Here is a 16,247-nt window from a genome sequence, read left to right as displayed (position 1 = left end):
ACGTACAGATCCCGAGCGTAGCCGCCCGACCGGCCCCGTGCCGCATGCTCCGCCCGGCAGTTGCCGTGACGGGTGACACCTGGTATCGGCGGGACGACGCCCTGGCCCGCCACCTGCTCTCTTGCGTCTGACGACGCGTCAGTTCGGCCGTCCGGACCGGCACGGGCCCGGTTGGGCGGGGTGCGTTCGGGGCTCGGCGGGCGGGGCTCTCATCCGGCTTTCACCGTCGCCTCATACGGTGGGGCCATGACGCAGGCGACTCCTCCCGGGTGGTACCCCGACCCAGGGCAGACAAGTGACGGTCCGGCCACCGAGCGCTGGTGGGACGGCAACGCATGGACGGCGCAGACGCGCCCCGCGGGCGGGGCCGGTGCGTGGGGTCCCCCGGGGCACCCGCAGACCGGCGGGCCCCTTCCGGCACATCCGTATCCGGCGCATCCCGGGTATCCGGGGTATCCCGTACAGCCGGCGGGTGGACGGCGCGGGCTGCGCGTCTGGACGGCCGTGGGGCTCGCCGTGGTGGTGCTGGCGTGCATCGGCGCCGGCGTGTACGTGCTGTCCGACGACGGCGGCACGGGGGGCGGCACCGCCGCCTCGCGGGGTCCGGACGGCGGGCCGTCCGGCGGCTCCGGAGGGCCCGGCGGGAAGGGCGACGGTGACGGCGCGAGTCCGTCTCCGGACGGGCCGGGGGCACCGAAGATCGAGAGCGGCTCCGTGCCGGACGGGATGAACGGGATCAGCCTGCCGATACCCGACGGCTGGTACGGCCAGGCTCTCGACGTCGGCGCGTCGGTGACGTCCGAGGACTCGTACAAGTGCCCCGGCGACACCTCCAAGACCTGCACGAAGGGCGGCGCGTACTCGGCACCCGCCGTCGCGCTCGGCGCGAAGGGCGGCACGGCCGAGGAGATCGCCAAGGCGGACATCGCCAAGAACGCCGAGGAGTCCTATGGCGGCGAGTCCTACGGCGCGATCACCTCGCACGACGTGCTCGCGTCCCGGGCCGTCACGGTCGCCGGGCAGAAGGGGTACCTGGTCCGCTGGAAGGCGGTCACCAGCAAGGGTTCCGACGGGTACGTCCAGTCGCTCGCCTTCCCCTCCCCCAGCACGCCCGGGAACATCGTCGTCGTCCGCTTCGGCGTCGACGTGAGCGAGACTCAGGCCGTGATCGACGAGATCACCGAGGGCATCGAGGTGTCGTCGGGCGGCGGCAGCGGCCAGGAGGTCTGAGGCGGGGCCGTCCCGGGGCCCGTGCCGGGTGTCCGGCCGGAAGTGGTCCGGCCGGGCGGGGCGCCCCTCCGCCCGGGAGGCGCCCGGCCGGGCCCGGGGTGCGCGCCGCCCGTCGTCCGCCCGCCGTCACCGCTCCGGCGGCCGGGGCCGGAGACCTCACGCCGCGGTGACCCCCACGTCGATCAGCGCGGCCGTGAACGCCGAGCTGTTCCCGCCCCTGGTGCGCGCCGTCGGCATCGGCTTCCCGTACTCCCTGACGGTCGCCCTGTTGTTCGGCGGTACCGCGCCGTACGGGGGCACGCTCTTCACGGAGTGGGACCACGCCGGGCTGTTCCCGTGGTAAGTCGCCGCGCTGTGCCTGCTGTCGTCACTGGTGTACCTGCGGCTGCCGGAGACCGCGCACGGGGAGCTGGAGCGGTAGGGCCGCCGACGGCGGGGACACGGCTCCGCGCGCTTCACCGCGGCGCGGAGCCGTGAGCCGGGGCCGTGGGACGGGGCCGGGGCCGTGGGACGGGGCCGACCCGGCGAGGACGACCAGGGAGGCGCCGGTCAGGAGAGGTACGCCTCCATCTCGCCGAGCTGGGCCGCCGGCCAGCCCGTGTTGGCGGTGACGTGCAGCCGCAGATGGCGCAGGTTCGTGCCGCCCGGCAGGTTCACCGTGACCGTGTTGCCGGTCGCCGGGTCGAAGCGGTAGCCCTTCGACGCGACCACCGTGGAGTACGCCGAGCCGTCCGTGCTGCCCTGCACGGAGAGTGTCTCGGTGCGCGCCTGCCAGGCCTGCGCGGGCGGCAGTTTCAGCACCAGCCGGCGCACCGGCTGCGCGGACCCCAGGTCGACGGTGAGGGCCTGCGGGAAGGCGTTGTTGGCGGATTCCCAGTACGTGTTCGCGTCGCCGTCGACCGCCTTCCCGGGCGTGTACACGTCCTGCGAGCCGGTGGCGGTGGCCGTCCCGCCCCGGGCGAGGTTGCGGCCGGGGTCGGGGTCCGGGTTGCCCTCGCCGGGCTGCGGCCACGCCGAGCAGTCCGACCAGGTGCTGCTCCAGCCGGAGTTGCCACCGCCGTCGGTGAGGGCGAAGGTGCCGGAGCCGGACGGGTACGGGCAGTTGTAGATGCCCGCAGCGCCGACCCCGTCGGCGGTGACGTCGCGGAAGGTGGCCGCGCCGGGCGTCTCGGCCTGGACGACGACGGTGCCCGTGTCACGGACCGTGGCGCCGTCGACCGTGACGTTCCTGGCGGCGAGTCCGCGCCCGCTGCCCGACACGAACTCGAACGCGCTGTAGGGGCTGTCGGTGATGGTCGTGCCGGTGATGTTGACCTGCGCCTCGATGGCACTGTCGTAGGAGTCGACCCGGACGGCACCCATCGGGTGGTTCCAGTTGGGGTTCAGTGCGCCGGTCCGCACCAGCGTGTTGCCGTCGACGGTGATCGTGCCGGCCAGCGGGTGGAACGGGTCGGCGAACTTCTGGTTGGAGATCGCGATGCCGCTGCCCAGCGCGTTGGTGTCCATGACCAGGTTGTTCCGCACCGTGATGTCGGTGCCGCCGTAGATCGCGATGCCGTTGGCGAGGTTCGGCTGGGAGATCGTGTTGTTCTCGAAGCTGCTGCCGGTGTCCGGCGCGTTCAGCGACCACATGGCGAGCGAGTCGTCGCCCTGGTTGCGCAGGAAGTTGTTGCTGACGCGGACGCCGCGCGCGTTGCCGTTGAGGTTCAGGCCGTCGGCGGTGGTGTCGAGGATGCGGTTGTTCTCCACGACCAGGTTGTCGTTGTTGCCGGTGAGCCACAGGCCCACCTTGAGGTGCTGGAGCCACATGCCCGACACCGAACTGTCCGGCCCGAGGGAGCCGTTGACGAAGTTGTCGGGGCTGGAGTCGACGCGTTCGGTGACCTCGCCCATCACGGCGAAGTTCTCCAGGTGGACCCGGCCGGACGAGCTGGACTGGTCGATGAAGCGGGACGTCCGCACGACGGAGTGCCAGTTGCCCGCGCCCCTCAGGGTCACGTTCTGTACGCCGTTCAGTGACGAGGTCAGCCGGTACTCCCCCGGCGGAATCCACACCACTCCGCCCTGCGCTGCCGCGACGGCCTCGCGGAAGGCCTGCGTGGAGTCGCCCTGCCCGGTGGGGTCGGCGCCCCGGTCGGTCACGGACACCGCTCCGGCGGGCTTCCCGGCGGGGGCGGCGACCTGCTCGAAGTCGGCGACGTCCACCGTCACCTGCACACCCGACGCCTCCAGGGCGATCTTGTCCCCGGCCTGCACGTCCTGGCCCAGCAGCACCCGCGCGTTGCCGTACAGGTGATGCGTCCTGGCGCCGGCGATCCAGGGGGTGTCGACGTACGAGTACTTCGAGGTCACCGACAGGGTCTTACCGGTCTGCCGCCCGTTGACGAGCACGTTCAGCGTGCCGGACTGGCCGTCGGGGACGCTGTACGCGACGTTCACGGCGTTGGCCGCGCGGGGCACCGTGAACTCCACGCGCTGCCCGGCCGCCAGCCGCACGGCCCGGCGTCCGGACGCCTCGGAGGCGAGGGTGCCCTGCGTGTAGTCCGGGCCGATCGGTGTGCCGGTGGTGGTGGCGGCCTCCGCCTCGACGGAGGTGAAGGGCAGGGTGGCCCCGGCCGCCGCGTGGGCGGGCGTGGGGGCCAGGGCGACGAGCATGCCGGCGGCCAGCGCGACGACCGTCGCGGTGGCGGTGGTCTTCGATGTCATGGGCCTGACAGTTCGGGCGGACTGGGTGGGCATGTGCCGTTCCCTTCGTGGTGGGGGTGGGACAGCGGGCCGCACCGGCGCGACGGGGAACGCGGCCGGAGGCAGGAGTGGCGGGGCGCCGCACACTCAAGCACCGCACAACATATGTCCGCAAGTTGTCATGCAGAGTTGGTAATTATTCGACAGATGATCGGATCGCGGAGACGCGGCGTTTGCGAGCCCGATCCCTACGCCACAAGGTCCCGCCCTCACGGGCCCCGAGCGCGGATCAGGCGGGGTCATCGCACGCATCCGTCGCCGCCGAACGGGACATCCTGGTCCCTGGCCGTCACGAACCGACCGGACCTCGGCGCAAGAAGTACGCAAGGAATGCAAGCCACTTGCGCCCGGTCGGCGAGGCTGCCGCCGTCACTCCGAGGCGGCGACCACCCTCAGGTGGGCGGCGGTGCGGCGCGCCGCGCGCTCGCGGGCGGCCGGGGCGCGGCGGGGCTCGCGCAGGACCAGCGTCAGCCGCGTACAGCCCATGTCCCGCAGGGTCTGCGGGGTCTCCACGACGATCCGGCACTCCGTGCTGCCCCAGCGCGGGTCGGGGTGCACCAGCGGGCGTACCGCTCCGTCGTGCTCGACGGCGCCCCTGCCCACGGCGCGGATCCAGTGCGGCAGCCCCTGCCGGAAGGCGGCCTCCATGATCGGGTCCTGGGCGATGTCCCGGCGCACGGCCTGCAGGACGGGGTCGTGCCCGTGCCGCTCCACGGCGTCCGCGAACTGGGCCAGCATCGGCAGGCACCAGCTCGCCTCGCGCTCGCCGAGGACCGTGCCCGCGTCCGGGTGGAAGAGGACGAAGCGCAGGAAGTTGTCGCCCGGCATGGCCGCGGGGTGCGGGCCGATCTCACGGAAGAGCGAGCGGAACGCGGCGTTGGCGAGGAGCACGTCCCAGCGGTGGTCCACGACGAGGGAGGGGAAGGGCACGGCCTCCAGATAGCCGGCGTAGTCCCGTACGTATGCCTGGTCGTCGCAACCTTCGGGGAGGGGTCGCGGTGCCGACCGCTGCCCTCCTGCCTGAAACGCCATCGGGAGGTCACCCCTCTTGCCTATGCGGCCTTCACGCGGCCTCCCGATCCTGCTGCCCGACGCTTGCCGTGTCAACTATCGTGGCATTTCATGCTGGTTGACGGCCGAAATTGGCCACAGTTGTGGCGAGACCTGGATGCGCGTTCAGGACAGGGGCTACTCTCCGGGAAGTTCACGGCAACCGCTTGTGAGAAGCCGGTGAGAGACGTAGGAGATCTGGCGGTGACGGATGGCTACGAGGGTCCCCGCGCCACACCTTCGGCAGCACTGACGGCCGTCGTCGACCGCGTCGCCGCACTCGCCGACCGGCTCGGCGTCCCGCACCCCGAGGTCTTCGACGTCGGCCGGCTGTCCATCGCCTCCGGCGTCCCCGAGTCCGTGGTCACGGCGCTGCTGAGCGGCCGTGACGCGGGCGAGCCCGATGTGCAGGCCCGCTTCCTCCAGCGACTCGACCTGCTGCGCCGCACCCGGCTGAAGCCGAACGGCCGCAGATACACCCAGCAGGAGATCGCCGACGGCGCCGGTATGTCGCGGCAGCAGGCGGGCGCTCTCATCAACGGCGACCGGCGTCCCACCATGGAGCACTGCGACGCCATCCAGCGCTTCTTCCGGGTGCACGCCGGCTTCCTCACGGCCGAGGACCCCGAGGCGCTCACGAGCGCCCTGCAGCGCACCGAGCAGGAACTGCTGCAGAGGCTCGCCGACACCGAGCGCCGCGCCGCCTCCGCCGCCGACGACCCGCTGGAGCGGCTGCTGCAGGACCACGGCGTCCGCGGGATCGCCTGGCGGGCCGCGCAACTGCCCACCGACCAGCACCGTGACAAGGTCGCGGAGTGGCTGGACATGCTCCTGGAGAGCGTCAAGCGGCCCGAGTCCTGACCGTGGGGAGACGTGTGGGAACCGCAAGGGAAATGCGCCGCCTGTGCGGCGAACTGGTCGCGGAGCTGACGCTTCCGGCACCGGCGCGGCCCGTCGAGCTGTACGGCGCGCTGTGCGACGCGATGAGCAGACGCCGCGGCCGTCCCGTCCTCTTCCGCACGGCCGCCTTCCCGCCCGGTACCGCGAGCGGACTGTGGCTCGACATGGCGGAGCAGGACCTCGTGGTGATCGAGGAACGCACCGCCCCCGACCACCAGTTGGTGATCCTCGGCCACGAGCTGTGGCACATGAAGGCCGGGCACTGCGCGCACCACGTGGAGGGCGCGGCGGTCGCGGCCCGGCTTCTGGACGCCGACGCCGACCTGCACGCGACGGTCCTGAAGGTGGCGGCCCGCACCCGGTTCGACGACGCCGACGAACGCGACGCCGAGACGTTCGGTCTGCTGCTGGCGAGCAAGTGCCGTGCGTGGCTGGCCGGTTCGTCGCTGCGCGGCCCGGTACAGCGCGACCGGCTGGCCGGTCGCATCGAGGCGTCGCTGGGCTACCTGGGTGGCCCGCAGAGCTGACCGGGAGCGGAGAAGGACGCGTGCGCGTCGGCGCGTACGCCCGCGGTCCGCGTCCGGTGTGCGCGGCACCGGGCCGTGTGCGGCTCCGTGGACGACGCCGTCGTGGCCGGACCGCGCCGCGTGCGGGGCGGCCCCCTCCGCCGAGCGGGCGAACCGGACCGGCGACGCGACCCGATTGTCAGCGGCGGGCGGCAAGCTGGGAGTACGCCGCCGTACGGGGCGCACGCGCCGAGGCGCGGGACACGTCGACGCCGACACGGGGAGAGCCGACCGATGACCACTGCCGTACCGACCGACCGCGAACGCACCGCCGTCCAGGCCTATCTACGGCTGCTGCACACGGTGCGAGCCACCCTCGACACGGTGCCCGGCCCGTCCGGTCCCCGTCACGAGGCCGGCGCATGGCCCACGCCCCCGCCCGTCGTGCCGCCGTCGGTCCTCGCGGAGGCCGAACTGGCCCTGGCGGAAGCGGGCCTGAGCGGCAACGAGGAGTCCTTCTTCCGGCTGCTGCGTCACTGGTGCCCGGAGCCGTGACGGGCGGGTGAGCCGCAAGGCTCACGGGCCGTACCTGCCCCGCGCGACGGCGGGGCGGGTACGCGGGTGGGCCGCCCGGTCGGCCAGGGGTGTCCGACGGAAGGCGGGTCGGCCGGTGTCAGGCGGGCGCGATCGACACCGCCGTGGCGACCAGGCCGTGCTGGGCCGTCCAGCGGCCGTCGAAGTGGTCGACACGGCGGTCGCCGACCTGCGGGCCGGGGACGAGGAGTGTGGCGCGGAAGGTGCCACCGGGGCGGTCGCCCGCCTCGACGGAGATCTCGATGTCGGCCTCGCTGAAATCCAGCCACTTCCGGGTCAGCGGGAACCACGCCTTGTACACGGACTCCTTGGCACTGAACAGCAGCCGGTCCCAGTGCACCCCGGGCCGTTCGGCGGCCAGGCGGCGCAGCCGCTCCGCCTCGGTCGGCAGGGCCACGGCGGACAGGACCCCGTCGGGCAGCGGCCCGGCCGGCTCGGCGTCGATGCCGAGGGACGCCAGTTCGCCCGCGCGGGCGAGGGCCGCGCCGCAGAAGCCCGCGCAGTGGGTCATGCTGCCGACGAGACCGGCCGGCCAGGTCGGGGCTCCGCGCTCGCCGGGAAGCACCGCCTGCGGGGGGACACCGAGCTTCTCCATGGCGCGGCGCGCGCAGGAGCGTACGCCGGCGAACTCGCGGCGGCGCTTGGCGACGGCCCGCGCGACGAGCGCCTCCTCCTCGGGGAACAGCGCCGCCTCGACAGCGGCCCCACCGGCGTCCTCGCCGGCGTGGGCCTCCACGACCACGGCCGTCCGCGGCAGCAATTCCTCGATCACGACGTGCGGTCCTCTCCGGGCAGGATGCGCTTGAGCTGTCCCGGCGGCTGGGCCCGCTTGCGCCACTCGCGGGGGTATCCCACCGACACCTCCTCGAAGCGGACCCCGTCGAGCCAGGTGGTCCGCGGGATGTGGAGGTGGCCGTAGACCATGGTGTGGACGCGGAACCGGCGGTGCCAGTCCGCGGTGAGGCGGGTCCCGCACCACATGGCGAACTCGGGGTACCACAGGACGTCCGTGGGGTGCCGGTCCAGGGGGTAGTGGTTGACCAGCACGGTCGGCAGGTCGTCGGGGAGTTCGGCGAGCCTGCGCTCGGTCTCGGCGACCCGCGCCCGGCACCAGTCCTCGCGGGTGGGGTACGGGTCGGGGTGCAGCAGGTACTCGTCGTTGCACACGATGCCGGTGCCGTGCGCGTACGCGAGCCCCTCCTCCTTGGTCGCGGACCCGGACGGCAGGAACGAGTAGTCGTACAGGAGGAACAGCGGCGCGACGGCGACCGGGCCGCCGGGGCCCTCCCAGACGGGGTAAGGGTCCTCGGGGGTGAGCACGCCGAGGTCGCGGCACAGGCCGACGAGATGTTCGTAGCGCTCGACGCCGCGCAGGGTGACGGAATCGCTGGGGTGCGTCCACAGCTCGTGGTTGCCGGGCGCCCAGACGACCTTGCGGAACCGGCCCGCCAGCGTCTTCAGCGCCCAGCGGATGTCCGCCACGTTCTCGGAGACGTCTCCGGCGACGAGGAGCCAGTCGTCGTCCGTGGCGGGCCGCATCCGCTCGACGAGCGCCCGGTTCTCCTGATAGCCGATGTGCAGGTCGCTGACGGCCCACACCTGGCCCCCACCGCCGGTCGTCGTCGTCACGTCCCCGCCCCCTCCGAGCACACGTTCGGCATTAAGAGATCACATCCCGCGCGTGCCGACAAGAGCGCTTCGGACCCGCCCGCCGCGACACGCCGCGACACCGCGGAAAACACCGGAGGGAACCCCGCAACACGGCGGCGGCGACAGCGTCGTCGCCGGCAGCGGGAGGGGCTCTTCCCGCTCGCGGGCGGCGTTCCCTCGCGCGTTGCGCGTGGCGCCCCGCCACCCCCTATGATCGGCCAGACACCACCGCCTCGATCCGCGCTTCGCGCAGGGCGGTTTGGTGTACCTCCATTCCTCCTGCCCGGGCACGGGCGGCTCAGCCCTGCCCGCGAACCGTGAAAGGCGGCCTGCATGGTCTCTCGCGTACGCGTCTGGCTCAACCGCACGTACGCGGAGAACGTGTTCTTCATGGATCAGCTGCGGAGAAATCCCAGCGACCGGGCCGTCGAGATCCATGTCACCCACGGAGACCCCGACTCGCCCGTGCTGGCCGCCGCCGACACCGCCGAGCTGGAGCCGGAGGGCCTGTCCCCGGCCGCCTACGTCGAGTTCGCGCTCGACCAGTGCGTGCGGCGCGGCATCGACGTGTTCGTGCCGCGGCTGCACCAGGCGGCGGTCGTCGCGCACCGCGCGGAGTTCGAGGCCGCCGGTACCGCTCTGCTGGCGCCGCCGCCCGAGGCCGTGGCGGTCTTCCAGGACAAGGTGGTCGCCTACGAGGCCCTGCAGGCGCTCGGGGTGCCGGTGCCGCCGTGGTGGCGGGTCCGCTCGGCCGACGAACTGGTCACCGCCGTCGAGGAGCTGGAGGCGGGCGGCCACCGGGCCTGCTTCAAGCCGGCGTCCGGGGCGGGCGGCGTGGGCTTCCGCATGATCACGCGTTCCCCCTTCTCGCTCACGCACCTGACCGGTTTCCCGAGCCCGTACGTGCCGCTCGACCTGGTCGTGGGCGCGCTGCGGCAGGCCGACGAGCCGGTGGACTGGCTGGTGATGCCGCGCCTGGAGCAGCCGGAGGTGTCGGTGGACTGCCTGACCGGCCCCGACGACCGCGTCCGTATGGCCGTGGGCCGCACGAAGAACGGCCGGCGCCGCGGCTTCACGCTGCACGAGCGGTGGCTGGAGCCCGCCCGGCGCATCGCGGAGAACTTCGGGCTGCACTACCTGTCCAACATCCAGTTCCGGATGTACGGCGACACGCCGGTGCTCATGGACGTCAACACCCGCCCGGCCGGCGGTCTGCACCAGCTGTCGCTGTGCGGCGTCAACGCGCCCTGGGCGGCGGTACGGCTCGCCCTGGGCGAGGACCCCGGCGAGGTGGCGCCGCCCTTCCTCGGACAGGACTACACCGTGGTGTCCGGGCCTCGGCCCCTGCGCCCGGTGTCGCTGCCGCCGCACCGCGAGGAGGACACGGGCCCTCTCCTGTCGGCCCTCCCGAGCCCGGGGGGCTCCGTCACGACGAACGGCGTGGCGAGCGGCGCGGACCAGCCCAGCACGGCTCAGGTCCTTCCGCTGTAGTACGGCCGGGAGGGGCTGGTCCGGGTCCTTCCCGGCGCGGGCAGCCGCGGGCCCCGCACCCTGCCTGCTCTCGCTCGCGGTTCGCCGCGCCGGATGACGCCGCCAGGTCCACAGAAACCCTGTGACCTGGCGTCTGTCCTTTCCGCACCGTTCCTCGCGGGCATCCGGTCACCGCTCGCGCACCACAGGCCCACCGGCGGGACGCACGCACCGGGCGGCGGCGGGAGGCCGGGACGGACTCGTCCGCTCGCGCCGCCGGGCGGGGCGGACAGGCCCCGCCTTCCGCGCATCCGTGGGCATTCACCGCCTGAACCCGCCGCAGTCACCCGGACTTTCTTGGTTTCACCTCTTGACGGCGACAGCGGCCGGGAGCACATTAAGCGCGTTTGAGAGCGCTCTCAGCGATGTTCGTGGAGACGCTCGGCACACGTACCGCACCTCACTCCTCCCGCACCCCGAGAGGCACCCCACATGCGTGAAACCTCCGGCACCAACCGCGGAAGACGGGCCGTCAGACGGTCCCTCGCCGCCGTCGTCACCACCCTCGGCCTGGCGGCCGCCGCGGCGACCGCCTCCTCCCCTGCCGCGACCGCCGCCGTACCCCCTCCCCCGTCGGGCTGGACGCAGGTCTTCGCCGACGACTTCAACGGCGCGGCGGGCTCCGGCGTCAACACCTCCGACTGGCAGTACGCGACCGGCACCGGCTACCCGGGCGGCCCCGGCAACTGGGGCACCGGCGAGCGGGAGACGATGACGTCCAGCACGAACAACGTGTCGCTGGACGGCAACGGCAACCTGCGCATCACCCCGCAGCGCGACGGGGCCGGCAACTGGACGTCCGGCCGCATCGAGACCAGGCGCACCGACTTCCAGCCCCCGGCGGGCGGCAAGCTCCGCGTGGAGTCCCGTATCCAGGTTCCGAACGTGACGGGGGCCGCGTCCAAGGGCTACTGGCCCGCGTTCTGGATGCTGGGCGGGCCCTACCGGGGCAACTACTGGAACTGGCCGGGCGTCGGCGAGATCGACATCATGGAGAACACCAATGGCATGAACACGGTGTTCGGCACGATGCACTGCGGCACCTCGCCCGGCGGTCCCTGCAACGAGACGTCCGGCATCGGCGGCAACACGACGTGCTCCGGCACGACCTGCCAGGCGGGCTTCCACACGTACCGGGTGGAGTGGGACCGCTCCACGAGCGACGAGCAGATCCGCTTCTACCTGGACGGCCTCAACTACCACACGGTGCGCGAGAGCCAGGTCGACGCGACGACGTGGACGAACGCCACGAACCACGGCTACTACATCATCCTCAACGTCGCGATGGGCGGCGGCTTCCCGGACGCCTTCGGTGGCGGCCCGGACGGCGGCACGCAGCCCGGCCACCCCATGGTCGTGGACTACGTCCAGGTGCTGACGTCCGGCGGGGGCGGTACGGAGGAACCGCCGCCGACCGGCAGCCGGGACGCGTACAGCTCCATCCAGGCCGAGTCGTTCGACAGCCAGTCCGGTGTGATCACCGAGGGGACCGGCGACAGCGGCGGCGGACAGAACATCGGCGCGATCGCCAACGGCGACTGGGCCCAGTACAAGGGCGTCAAGTTCGGTACCACGGCGGCACGGCAGTTCAGCGCCAGGGTGGCGAGCGGCGCCGCGTCCGGCGTCAGCGGCCTGGTGGAGGTCCGGCTCGACAGCCGTAGCAGCACCCCCATCGGCAGCTTCGCGGTGGGCAACACCGAAGGCTGGCAGTCGTGGCGGACGATCCCCGCCAACATCGGCTCGGTGACGGGCACGCACGATGTGTATCTGACGTTCACCAGCGGCCAGCCCGCCGACTTCGTGAACGTCAACTGGTTCACCTTCGGCCACTGAGCGACCGGTCGAGCGTCGGGGTCGGTCCGGCACGCACGGCCGGCTGACCAGCGCGTTCGACCCCGTTCTCCCGTACTTTCCCCGCTCGTCCTCGTCCTTCCCTGTTCTTCCTCGCGGTGCGACGCCGGGGGCGGTCCTCACTCCGAGGCCGCCCCCGGTGTCGTGCGGCCGGCCGGGCGGGGGCTGCGCGGCCGGCCGGCCGGCCGGGTGTGCGCGAGGAGCCGCTCGGCCCCCGGGACTCCCGCGCGGTGGCGTAGGCGGCGCCGGGCCGGGGCGGCGAGTACCCGGCCGACGGAGGCCGACGGTGCCTCGCCGGTCGCGGCGCGCCCATTACGCGGACCGGAGTGCGTGGGAGCGGCCGGCACCTCGGCGTGGCCGCCGGCGCCGACGCCGTTGCGGGGCGAAGCCTTCCCCGGGCGGGGGCGGCAGGTCGGAGCGGTGGAGGCCGGTGGCCTCGACGGCGACGGCGACGGCGACGGGGGCAGGAAGCCGGGCTGCATGGTCAGGACGGTTCCGCGGTACTCGCCGCCCGTGGCGAAGCGGTGGACCTGTCCCGGGCGGAGCCACGACAGGTCGCCGGGCGCGCCTCGTACCGGGCGGACTCGATCGCCGCGAGCGTGGGGGCGGCCGTCGGGGAATGGCTCGCCGCGGCGCGGGGTTGATCCGATCGCCAGAAAGAAGATGATCACTGTGACGGCTCACCCACGAAACGTACGAGGCGTACGAGGCGTACGAGGCGTACGAGGCGTACGAGGCGTACGAGGAAGTCTTCGCCGGTGCCGGTCCATGGCCCTGGGCAGGGCCTGCGCGAACCGGCGGCACTCCCCGTGGGCGTCCACCGGTGTGAAGGACCGGTCCACCGGGACACCCTGTATGGGGAGGAGCCGGCCGCGCCCCGCGCCGTGCGGACGATGCCGGAGGCGACCGTGCGCGCCACCGCCGGCCGCGGTGGGGCCCGGGGCGACACAGTGAGGGGCGGTGACGCGCGGGCCGGGCCGGTCCCGGCGGTGGTGGAGCGGCTCGGCATCTCCCACGACGAGGCCGTCCGCGGTGGGAGAACGGGGCGCCGTCGAGTTCACATCGGCCTGGCGGGAGCTGCTGGACGCGGTGACGAGGTGCTCGGACAGCAAGGGAGTTGACGCGGGATGAGCAAGAAGGCCAAGACCGCCCGGAAGGACACCCGGAAGAGGACCGGGAAGGAGGAGACCCGGGGGCAGGACCGGAAAAGGGCCCGGAAGGACACGAGGGCCGCCGTCGCCGCGTCCGCCTGGGTGAATCCGTTGCGCGATCCGCGCGACCGGCGGCTGCCGCGGATCGCCGGGCCGTCCGGGCTGGTCATCTTCGGTGTCACCGGCGACCTGTCCCGCAAGAAGCTGATGCCGGCCGTGTACGACCTGGCCAACCGGGGTCTGCTGCCTCCGGGCTTCTCGCTGATCGGGTTCGCCCGCCGGGACTGGGAGGACCAGGACTTCGCCGAGGTCGTGCACGACGCGGTGCGCGAGCACGCCCGTACGCCGTTCCGTGAGGAGGTGTGGCAGCAGCTCTCGGAGGGCATGCGGTTCGTCCCAGGGGACTTCGACGACGACATGGCGTTCAAGCAGTTGCGTACGGCCGTCGAGGAGCTGGACGCCTCGCGCGGCACCAGCGGCAACTACGCCTTCTACCTGTCGGTGCCGCCGAAGTTCTTCCCGAGGGTCGTCCAGCAGCTGAAGAAGCACGGTCTGGCGGACGCGCCCGAGGGCGCCTGGCGGCGGGCGGTGATCGAGAAGCCGTTCGGTCACGACCTGGACAGCGCCTGTGACCTGAACGCGCTCGTGCACGACGTGTTCGAGCCGGACCAGGTGTTCCGCATCGATCACTATCTGGGCAAGGAGACGGTCCAGAACCTCCTGGCGCTGCGGTTCGCGAACCAGATGTTCGAGCCGATCTGGAACCGCTCGTACGTCGACCACGTGCAGATCACCATGGCCGAGGACATCGGCATCGGCGGCCGGGCCGGCTACTACGACGGCATCGGCGCCGCCCGCGACGTCATCCAGAACCACCTGCTCCAGCTGCTCGCGCTGACCGCGATGGAGGAGCCCGCCTCCTTCGACGCGGCGTCGCTGCTCACCGAGAAACTGAAGGTGTTCCGGGCCGTGAAGCCGCCGGACGACCCGGGCCGGCACACCGTGCGCGGGCAGTACGCGCCGGCTTGGCAGGGCGGCGAGCGGGTGTGCGGCTATCTGGAGGAGGACGGCATCGACCCGGCCTCCACGACGGACACGTACGCGGCGATCAAGCTGCACGTCGACAACCGCCGCTGGGCCGGTGTGCCGTTCTACCTGCGCACCGGCAAGCGCCTCGGCCGGCGCGTCACCGAGATCGCGGTGGTCCTCCAGAGGGCGCCGCACTCCCCCTTCGACTCCACCGCCACGGAGGAACTCGGTCACAACGCGATCGTGATCCGTGTGCAGCCCGACGAGGGCGTCACCGTCCGCTTCGGCTCGAAGGTCCCCGGTACGTCCCTGGAGATCCGGGACGTGACCATGGACTTCGCGTACGGCGAGTCGTTCACGGAGTCCAGCCCGGAGGCGTACGAGCGGCTCATCCTGGACGTGCTGCTGGGCGACGCCAACCTGTTCCCGCGCCACCAGGAAGTGGAAGAGTCCTGGAGGATCCTCGACCCGGTCGAGGAGTACTGGGCCGCGCACGGCACACCCGCGCAGTACGCCTCGGGCAGCTGGGGTCCCCGGGAAGCCGACGAGATGCTCGCACGAGACGGACGGAGCTGGCGCAGGCCATGAAGATCGATCTGACCGACACCACGTCAAGCAAGATCAACAAAGCCCTGGTACAGGGCCGCCGCGCCCTCGGCACACCCGCCGTCGGCATGGTCCTGACCATGGTGATCGTCACGGACGAGGAGAACGCCTACGACTCGATCAAGGCGGCCGAGGAAGCCTCGCACGAGCACCCCTCGCGCACGCTGGTCGTCATCAAGCGGCACGCCCGCACCCCGCGCGACCGCACCCGCTCCCACCTGGACGCCGAGGTGCGGGTCGGCGCGGACGCGGGCACCGGCGAGACCGTCGTCCTGCGCATGTACGGCGAGGTGTCGGAGCACGCCGACTCGGTGGTGCTGCCGTTGCTGCTGCCCGACGCGCCCGTCGTCGTGTGGTGGCCGGTGGACGCGCCGCAGAACCCGGCGAAGGACCCGCTGGGCGCCCTCGCGCAACGCCGCATCACCGACCTGTACACCACGGGAACACCGCTGGAGGACCTTCAGGCGCGGGCCCGGTCGTACGCACCCGGCGACACCGACCTCGCCTGGACCCGGCTCACCCCGTGGCGCTCCATGCTCGCCGCGGCCCTGGACCAGGCCCGGATGCCGGTGGTCTCGGCGACCGTGGAGGCCGAGGCCGACAACCCGGCCGCCGAACTGCTGGCGCGCTGGCTGGAGGCCCGCCTCCACGTCCGCGCCGAGCGCGTGACCACCGCCGGACCGGTCGTCACGGGCGTGCGGCTCGGCACGGAGAAGGGCGACATCCTCATCGACCGCCCCGAGGGCCCGCTGGCCACGCTCCACCTTCCCGACCAGCCCTCGCGCACGCTCGCTCTGAAGGTCCGCGCCACCTCCGAACTCATCGCCGAGGAGCTGCGGCGTCTCGACGCGGACGAGATGTACGCCGTCGCCCTGCGGGGCGAGGGCAGCGAGGAGACCCCCGCCCATGTCTGACTCCTCCGGGCCGACGCGGCGCCCCGGGCGGACGGCCCCGGAGGACCACCGCACCGGGCCGCTGCTCCGCCCGGACCCGCGTGACCCCTTCTCGCACCGCGCGTTCGCGGGCAACCGCCCGACGGCCACGTTCCCGGCCCGCGAGCCGACACCGTCCGTGCCCGGGCAGTCGAGCGCGCCCCACGAGCACACGGTGGCCGGGCGGGGCGCCGCCGGGACATCGACGCCTTCGGCCGGTGGGGCGTCCGACTCGGCAAGGTCCTCGCCGGGCGCGTCGAACCCGCCCTCACCGGGGCCCCCGAGGCCGAGGGCCTCCACCCGCACACCGCCGCCCTCGTGGCCGCGTACCGCACTCCGAGGAAGTGAAGCGACATGCAGCTGGGTCTGATCGGTCTGGGCAGGATGGGCGGCAACATGCGCGAGCGGATCCGCCGCGCGGGCCACACCGTCGTCGGATTCGACCGCAACCCGGACCTCGCCGACGTCCACAG

Annotated in this window: 13 protein-coding genes and 2 pseudogenes; 10 read left to right on the top strand and 5 right to left on the bottom strand. The window is 72.8% G+C overall.

Features of this window, described 5'->3' with window-relative positions; all coding sequences use genetic code 11:
- The first annotated feature begins 246 nt into the window (after positions 1-246).
- Together ABZ354_RS18130 and ABZ354_RS18125 are read left to right on the top strand one after the other, a co-directional pair.
- Entirely contained in the window at positions 247-1,230 is a 984-nt protein-coding gene (locus ABZ354_RS18130; protein WP_358657793.1) for a DUF2510 domain-containing protein, read from the top strand.
- A gap of 175 nt (positions 1,231-1,405) precedes the next feature.
- A pseudogene (locus ABZ354_RS18125) lies at positions 1,406-1,651 on the top strand (MFS transporter); the annotation flags it as partial.
- A gap of 128 nt (positions 1,652-1,779) precedes the next feature.
- Here ABZ354_RS18125 and ABZ354_RS18120 read toward each other — a convergent pair.
- Positions 1,780-3,936 (bottom strand): discoidin domain-containing protein, encoded by a 2,157-nt coding sequence (locus tag ABZ354_RS18120; protein WP_358657791.1) that lies wholly within the window; start codon positions 3,934-3,936, stop codon positions 1,780-1,782.
- A gap of 408 nt (positions 3,937-4,344) precedes the next feature.
- Positions 4,345-5,007 (bottom strand): hypothetical protein, encoded by a 663-nt coding sequence (locus tag ABZ354_RS18115; protein WP_358657789.1) that lies wholly within the window; start codon positions 5,005-5,007, stop codon positions 4,345-4,347.
- A gap of 222 nt (positions 5,008-5,229) precedes the next feature.
- Between ABZ354_RS18115 and ABZ354_RS18110 the strand changes: the two genes are divergently transcribed.
- The 3 genes from ABZ354_RS18110 to ABZ354_RS18100 all read left to right on the top strand — a co-directional run bounded on the left by ABZ354_RS18110 (position 5,230) and on the right by ABZ354_RS18100 (position 6,986).
- Positions 5,230-5,886, top strand: a complete 657-nt coding sequence (locus ABZ354_RS18110) for a helix-turn-helix transcriptional regulator (RefSeq protein WP_358657787.1) — start codon at positions 5,230-5,232, stop codon at positions 5,884-5,886.
- Between the two features lie 32 nt (positions 5,887-5,918).
- The gene (locus ABZ354_RS18105; RefSeq protein WP_358657983.1) at positions 5,919-6,452 is read left to right on the top strand and encodes a toxin-antitoxin system, toxin component; all 534 of its coding nucleotides are present in this window, start codon (positions 5,919-5,921) and stop codon (positions 6,450-6,452) included.
- Positions 6,453-6,725: 273 nt separating this feature from the next.
- Positions 6,726-6,986: a hypothetical protein gene (locus tag ABZ354_RS18100; RefSeq protein ID WP_358657785.1), complete on the top strand. Its 261-nt coding sequence runs from the start codon at positions 6,726-6,728 to the stop codon at positions 6,984-6,986.
- Positions 6,987-7,104: 118 nt separating this feature from the next.
- Here the strand turns inward: ABZ354_RS18100 and ABZ354_RS18095 are convergent, their stop codons facing one another.
- Both ABZ354_RS18095 and ABZ354_RS18090 read right to left on the bottom strand, forming a co-directional pair.
- On the bottom strand, positions 7,105-7,797 hold the full coding sequence (locus tag ABZ354_RS18095) for a 4'-phosphopantetheinyl transferase superfamily protein (RefSeq protein ID WP_358657783.1): 693 nt from the start codon (positions 7,795-7,797) through the stop codon (positions 7,105-7,107).
- The gene (locus ABZ354_RS18090; RefSeq protein ID WP_358657781.1) at positions 7,794-8,654 is read right to left on the bottom strand and encodes a metallophosphoesterase; all 861 of its coding nucleotides are present in this window, start codon (positions 8,652-8,654) and stop codon (positions 7,794-7,796) included. The genes ABZ354_RS18095 and ABZ354_RS18090 overlap by 4 nt, the downstream gene beginning before the upstream one ends.
- 354 nt (positions 8,655-9,008) lie before the next feature.
- Between ABZ354_RS18090 and ABZ354_RS18085 the strand changes: the two genes are divergently transcribed.
- The gene (locus ABZ354_RS18085; RefSeq protein ID WP_358657779.1) at positions 9,009-10,166 is read left to right on the top strand and encodes an ATP-grasp domain-containing protein; all 1,158 of its coding nucleotides are present in this window, start codon (positions 9,009-9,011) and stop codon (positions 10,164-10,166) included.
- Between the two features lie 471 nt (positions 10,167-10,637).
- Positions 10,638-12,038 carry a glycoside hydrolase family 16 protein gene (locus tag ABZ354_RS18080; protein WP_358657777.1) on the top strand — a complete coding sequence of 467 codons (1,401 nt, stop codon included), beginning with the start codon at positions 10,638-10,640 and terminating at the stop codon, positions 12,036-12,038.
- A 420-nt stretch (positions 12,039-12,458) separates the two neighbouring features.
- Here ABZ354_RS18080 and ABZ354_RS18075 read toward each other — a convergent pair.
- Positions 12,459-12,645 (bottom strand): annotated as a pseudogene (locus ABZ354_RS18075) (AraC family ligand binding domain-containing protein); the annotation flags it as partial.
- A gap of 538 nt (positions 12,646-13,183) precedes the next feature.
- Between ABZ354_RS18075 and zwf the strand changes: the two are divergent.
- The 3 genes from zwf to ABZ354_RS18060 all read left to right on the top strand — a co-directional run.
- A complete protein-coding gene (gene zwf / locus ABZ354_RS18070) occupies positions 13,184-14,824 on the top strand; it encodes a glucose-6-phosphate dehydrogenase (protein ID WP_358657775.1) in 1,641 nt (546 codons plus the stop codon).
- Positions 14,821-15,756 (top strand): glucose-6-phosphate dehydrogenase assembly protein OpcA, encoded by a 936-nt coding sequence (opcA, locus tag ABZ354_RS18065; protein ID WP_358657773.1) that lies wholly within the window; start codon positions 14,821-14,823, stop codon positions 15,754-15,756. Before zwf ends, opcA begins: the two co-directional genes overlap by 4 nt.
- Positions 15,757-16,128: 372 nt before the next feature.
- Positions 16,129-16,247, top strand: a 119-nt coding sequence (locus ABZ354_RS18060) for an NAD(P)-binding domain-containing protein (RefSeq protein WP_358657981.1), incomplete at its 3' end; no start/stop codon positions are given.

Origin of the sequence: Streptomyces sp. NPDC005925, assembly GCF_040638805.1 — a bacterium.
GTDB lineage: Bacteria > Actinomycetota > Actinomycetes > Streptomycetales > Streptomycetaceae > Streptomyces.
This window is presented reverse-complemented; position numbering and strand designations above follow the sequence as displayed.

What these genes read in the sequence shown, in the direction of transcription:
- ABZ354_RS18080 (WP_358657777.1), top strand. Translation starts at nt 10,638, where the DNA reads ATGCGTGAAACCTCCGGCACCAACCGCGGAAGACGGGCCGTCAGACGG.
- opcA (WP_358657773.1), top strand. Translation starts at nt 14,821, where the DNA reads ATGAAGATCGATCTGACCGACACCACGTCAAGCAAGATCAACAAAGCC.
- ABZ354_RS18115 (WP_358657789.1), bottom strand. Translation starts at nt 5,007, where the DNA reads ATGGCGTTTCAGGCAGGAGGGCAGCGGTCGGCACCGCGACCCCTCCCC.
- zwf (WP_358657775.1), top strand. Translation starts at nt 13,184, where the DNA reads ATGAGCAAGAAGGCCAAGACCGCCCGGAAGGACACCCGGAAGAGGACC.
- ABZ354_RS18100 (WP_358657785.1), top strand. Translation starts at nt 6,726, where the DNA reads ATGACCACTGCCGTACCGACCGACCGCGAACGCACCGCCGTCCAGGCC.
- ABZ354_RS18130 (WP_358657793.1), top strand. Translation starts at nt 247, where the DNA reads ATGACGCAGGCGACTCCTCCCGGGTGGTACCCCGACCCAGGGCAGACA.
- ABZ354_RS18105 (WP_358657983.1), top strand. Translation starts at nt 5,919, where the DNA reads ATGCGCCGCCTGTGCGGCGAACTGGTCGCGGAGCTGACGCTTCCGGCA.
- ABZ354_RS18120 (WP_358657791.1), bottom strand. Translation starts at nt 3,936, where the DNA reads ATGACATCGAAGACCACCGCCACCGCGACGGTCGTCGCGCTGGCCGCC.
- ABZ354_RS18085 (WP_358657779.1), top strand. Translation starts at nt 9,009, where the DNA reads ATGGTCTCTCGCGTACGCGTCTGGCTCAACCGCACGTACGCGGAGAAC.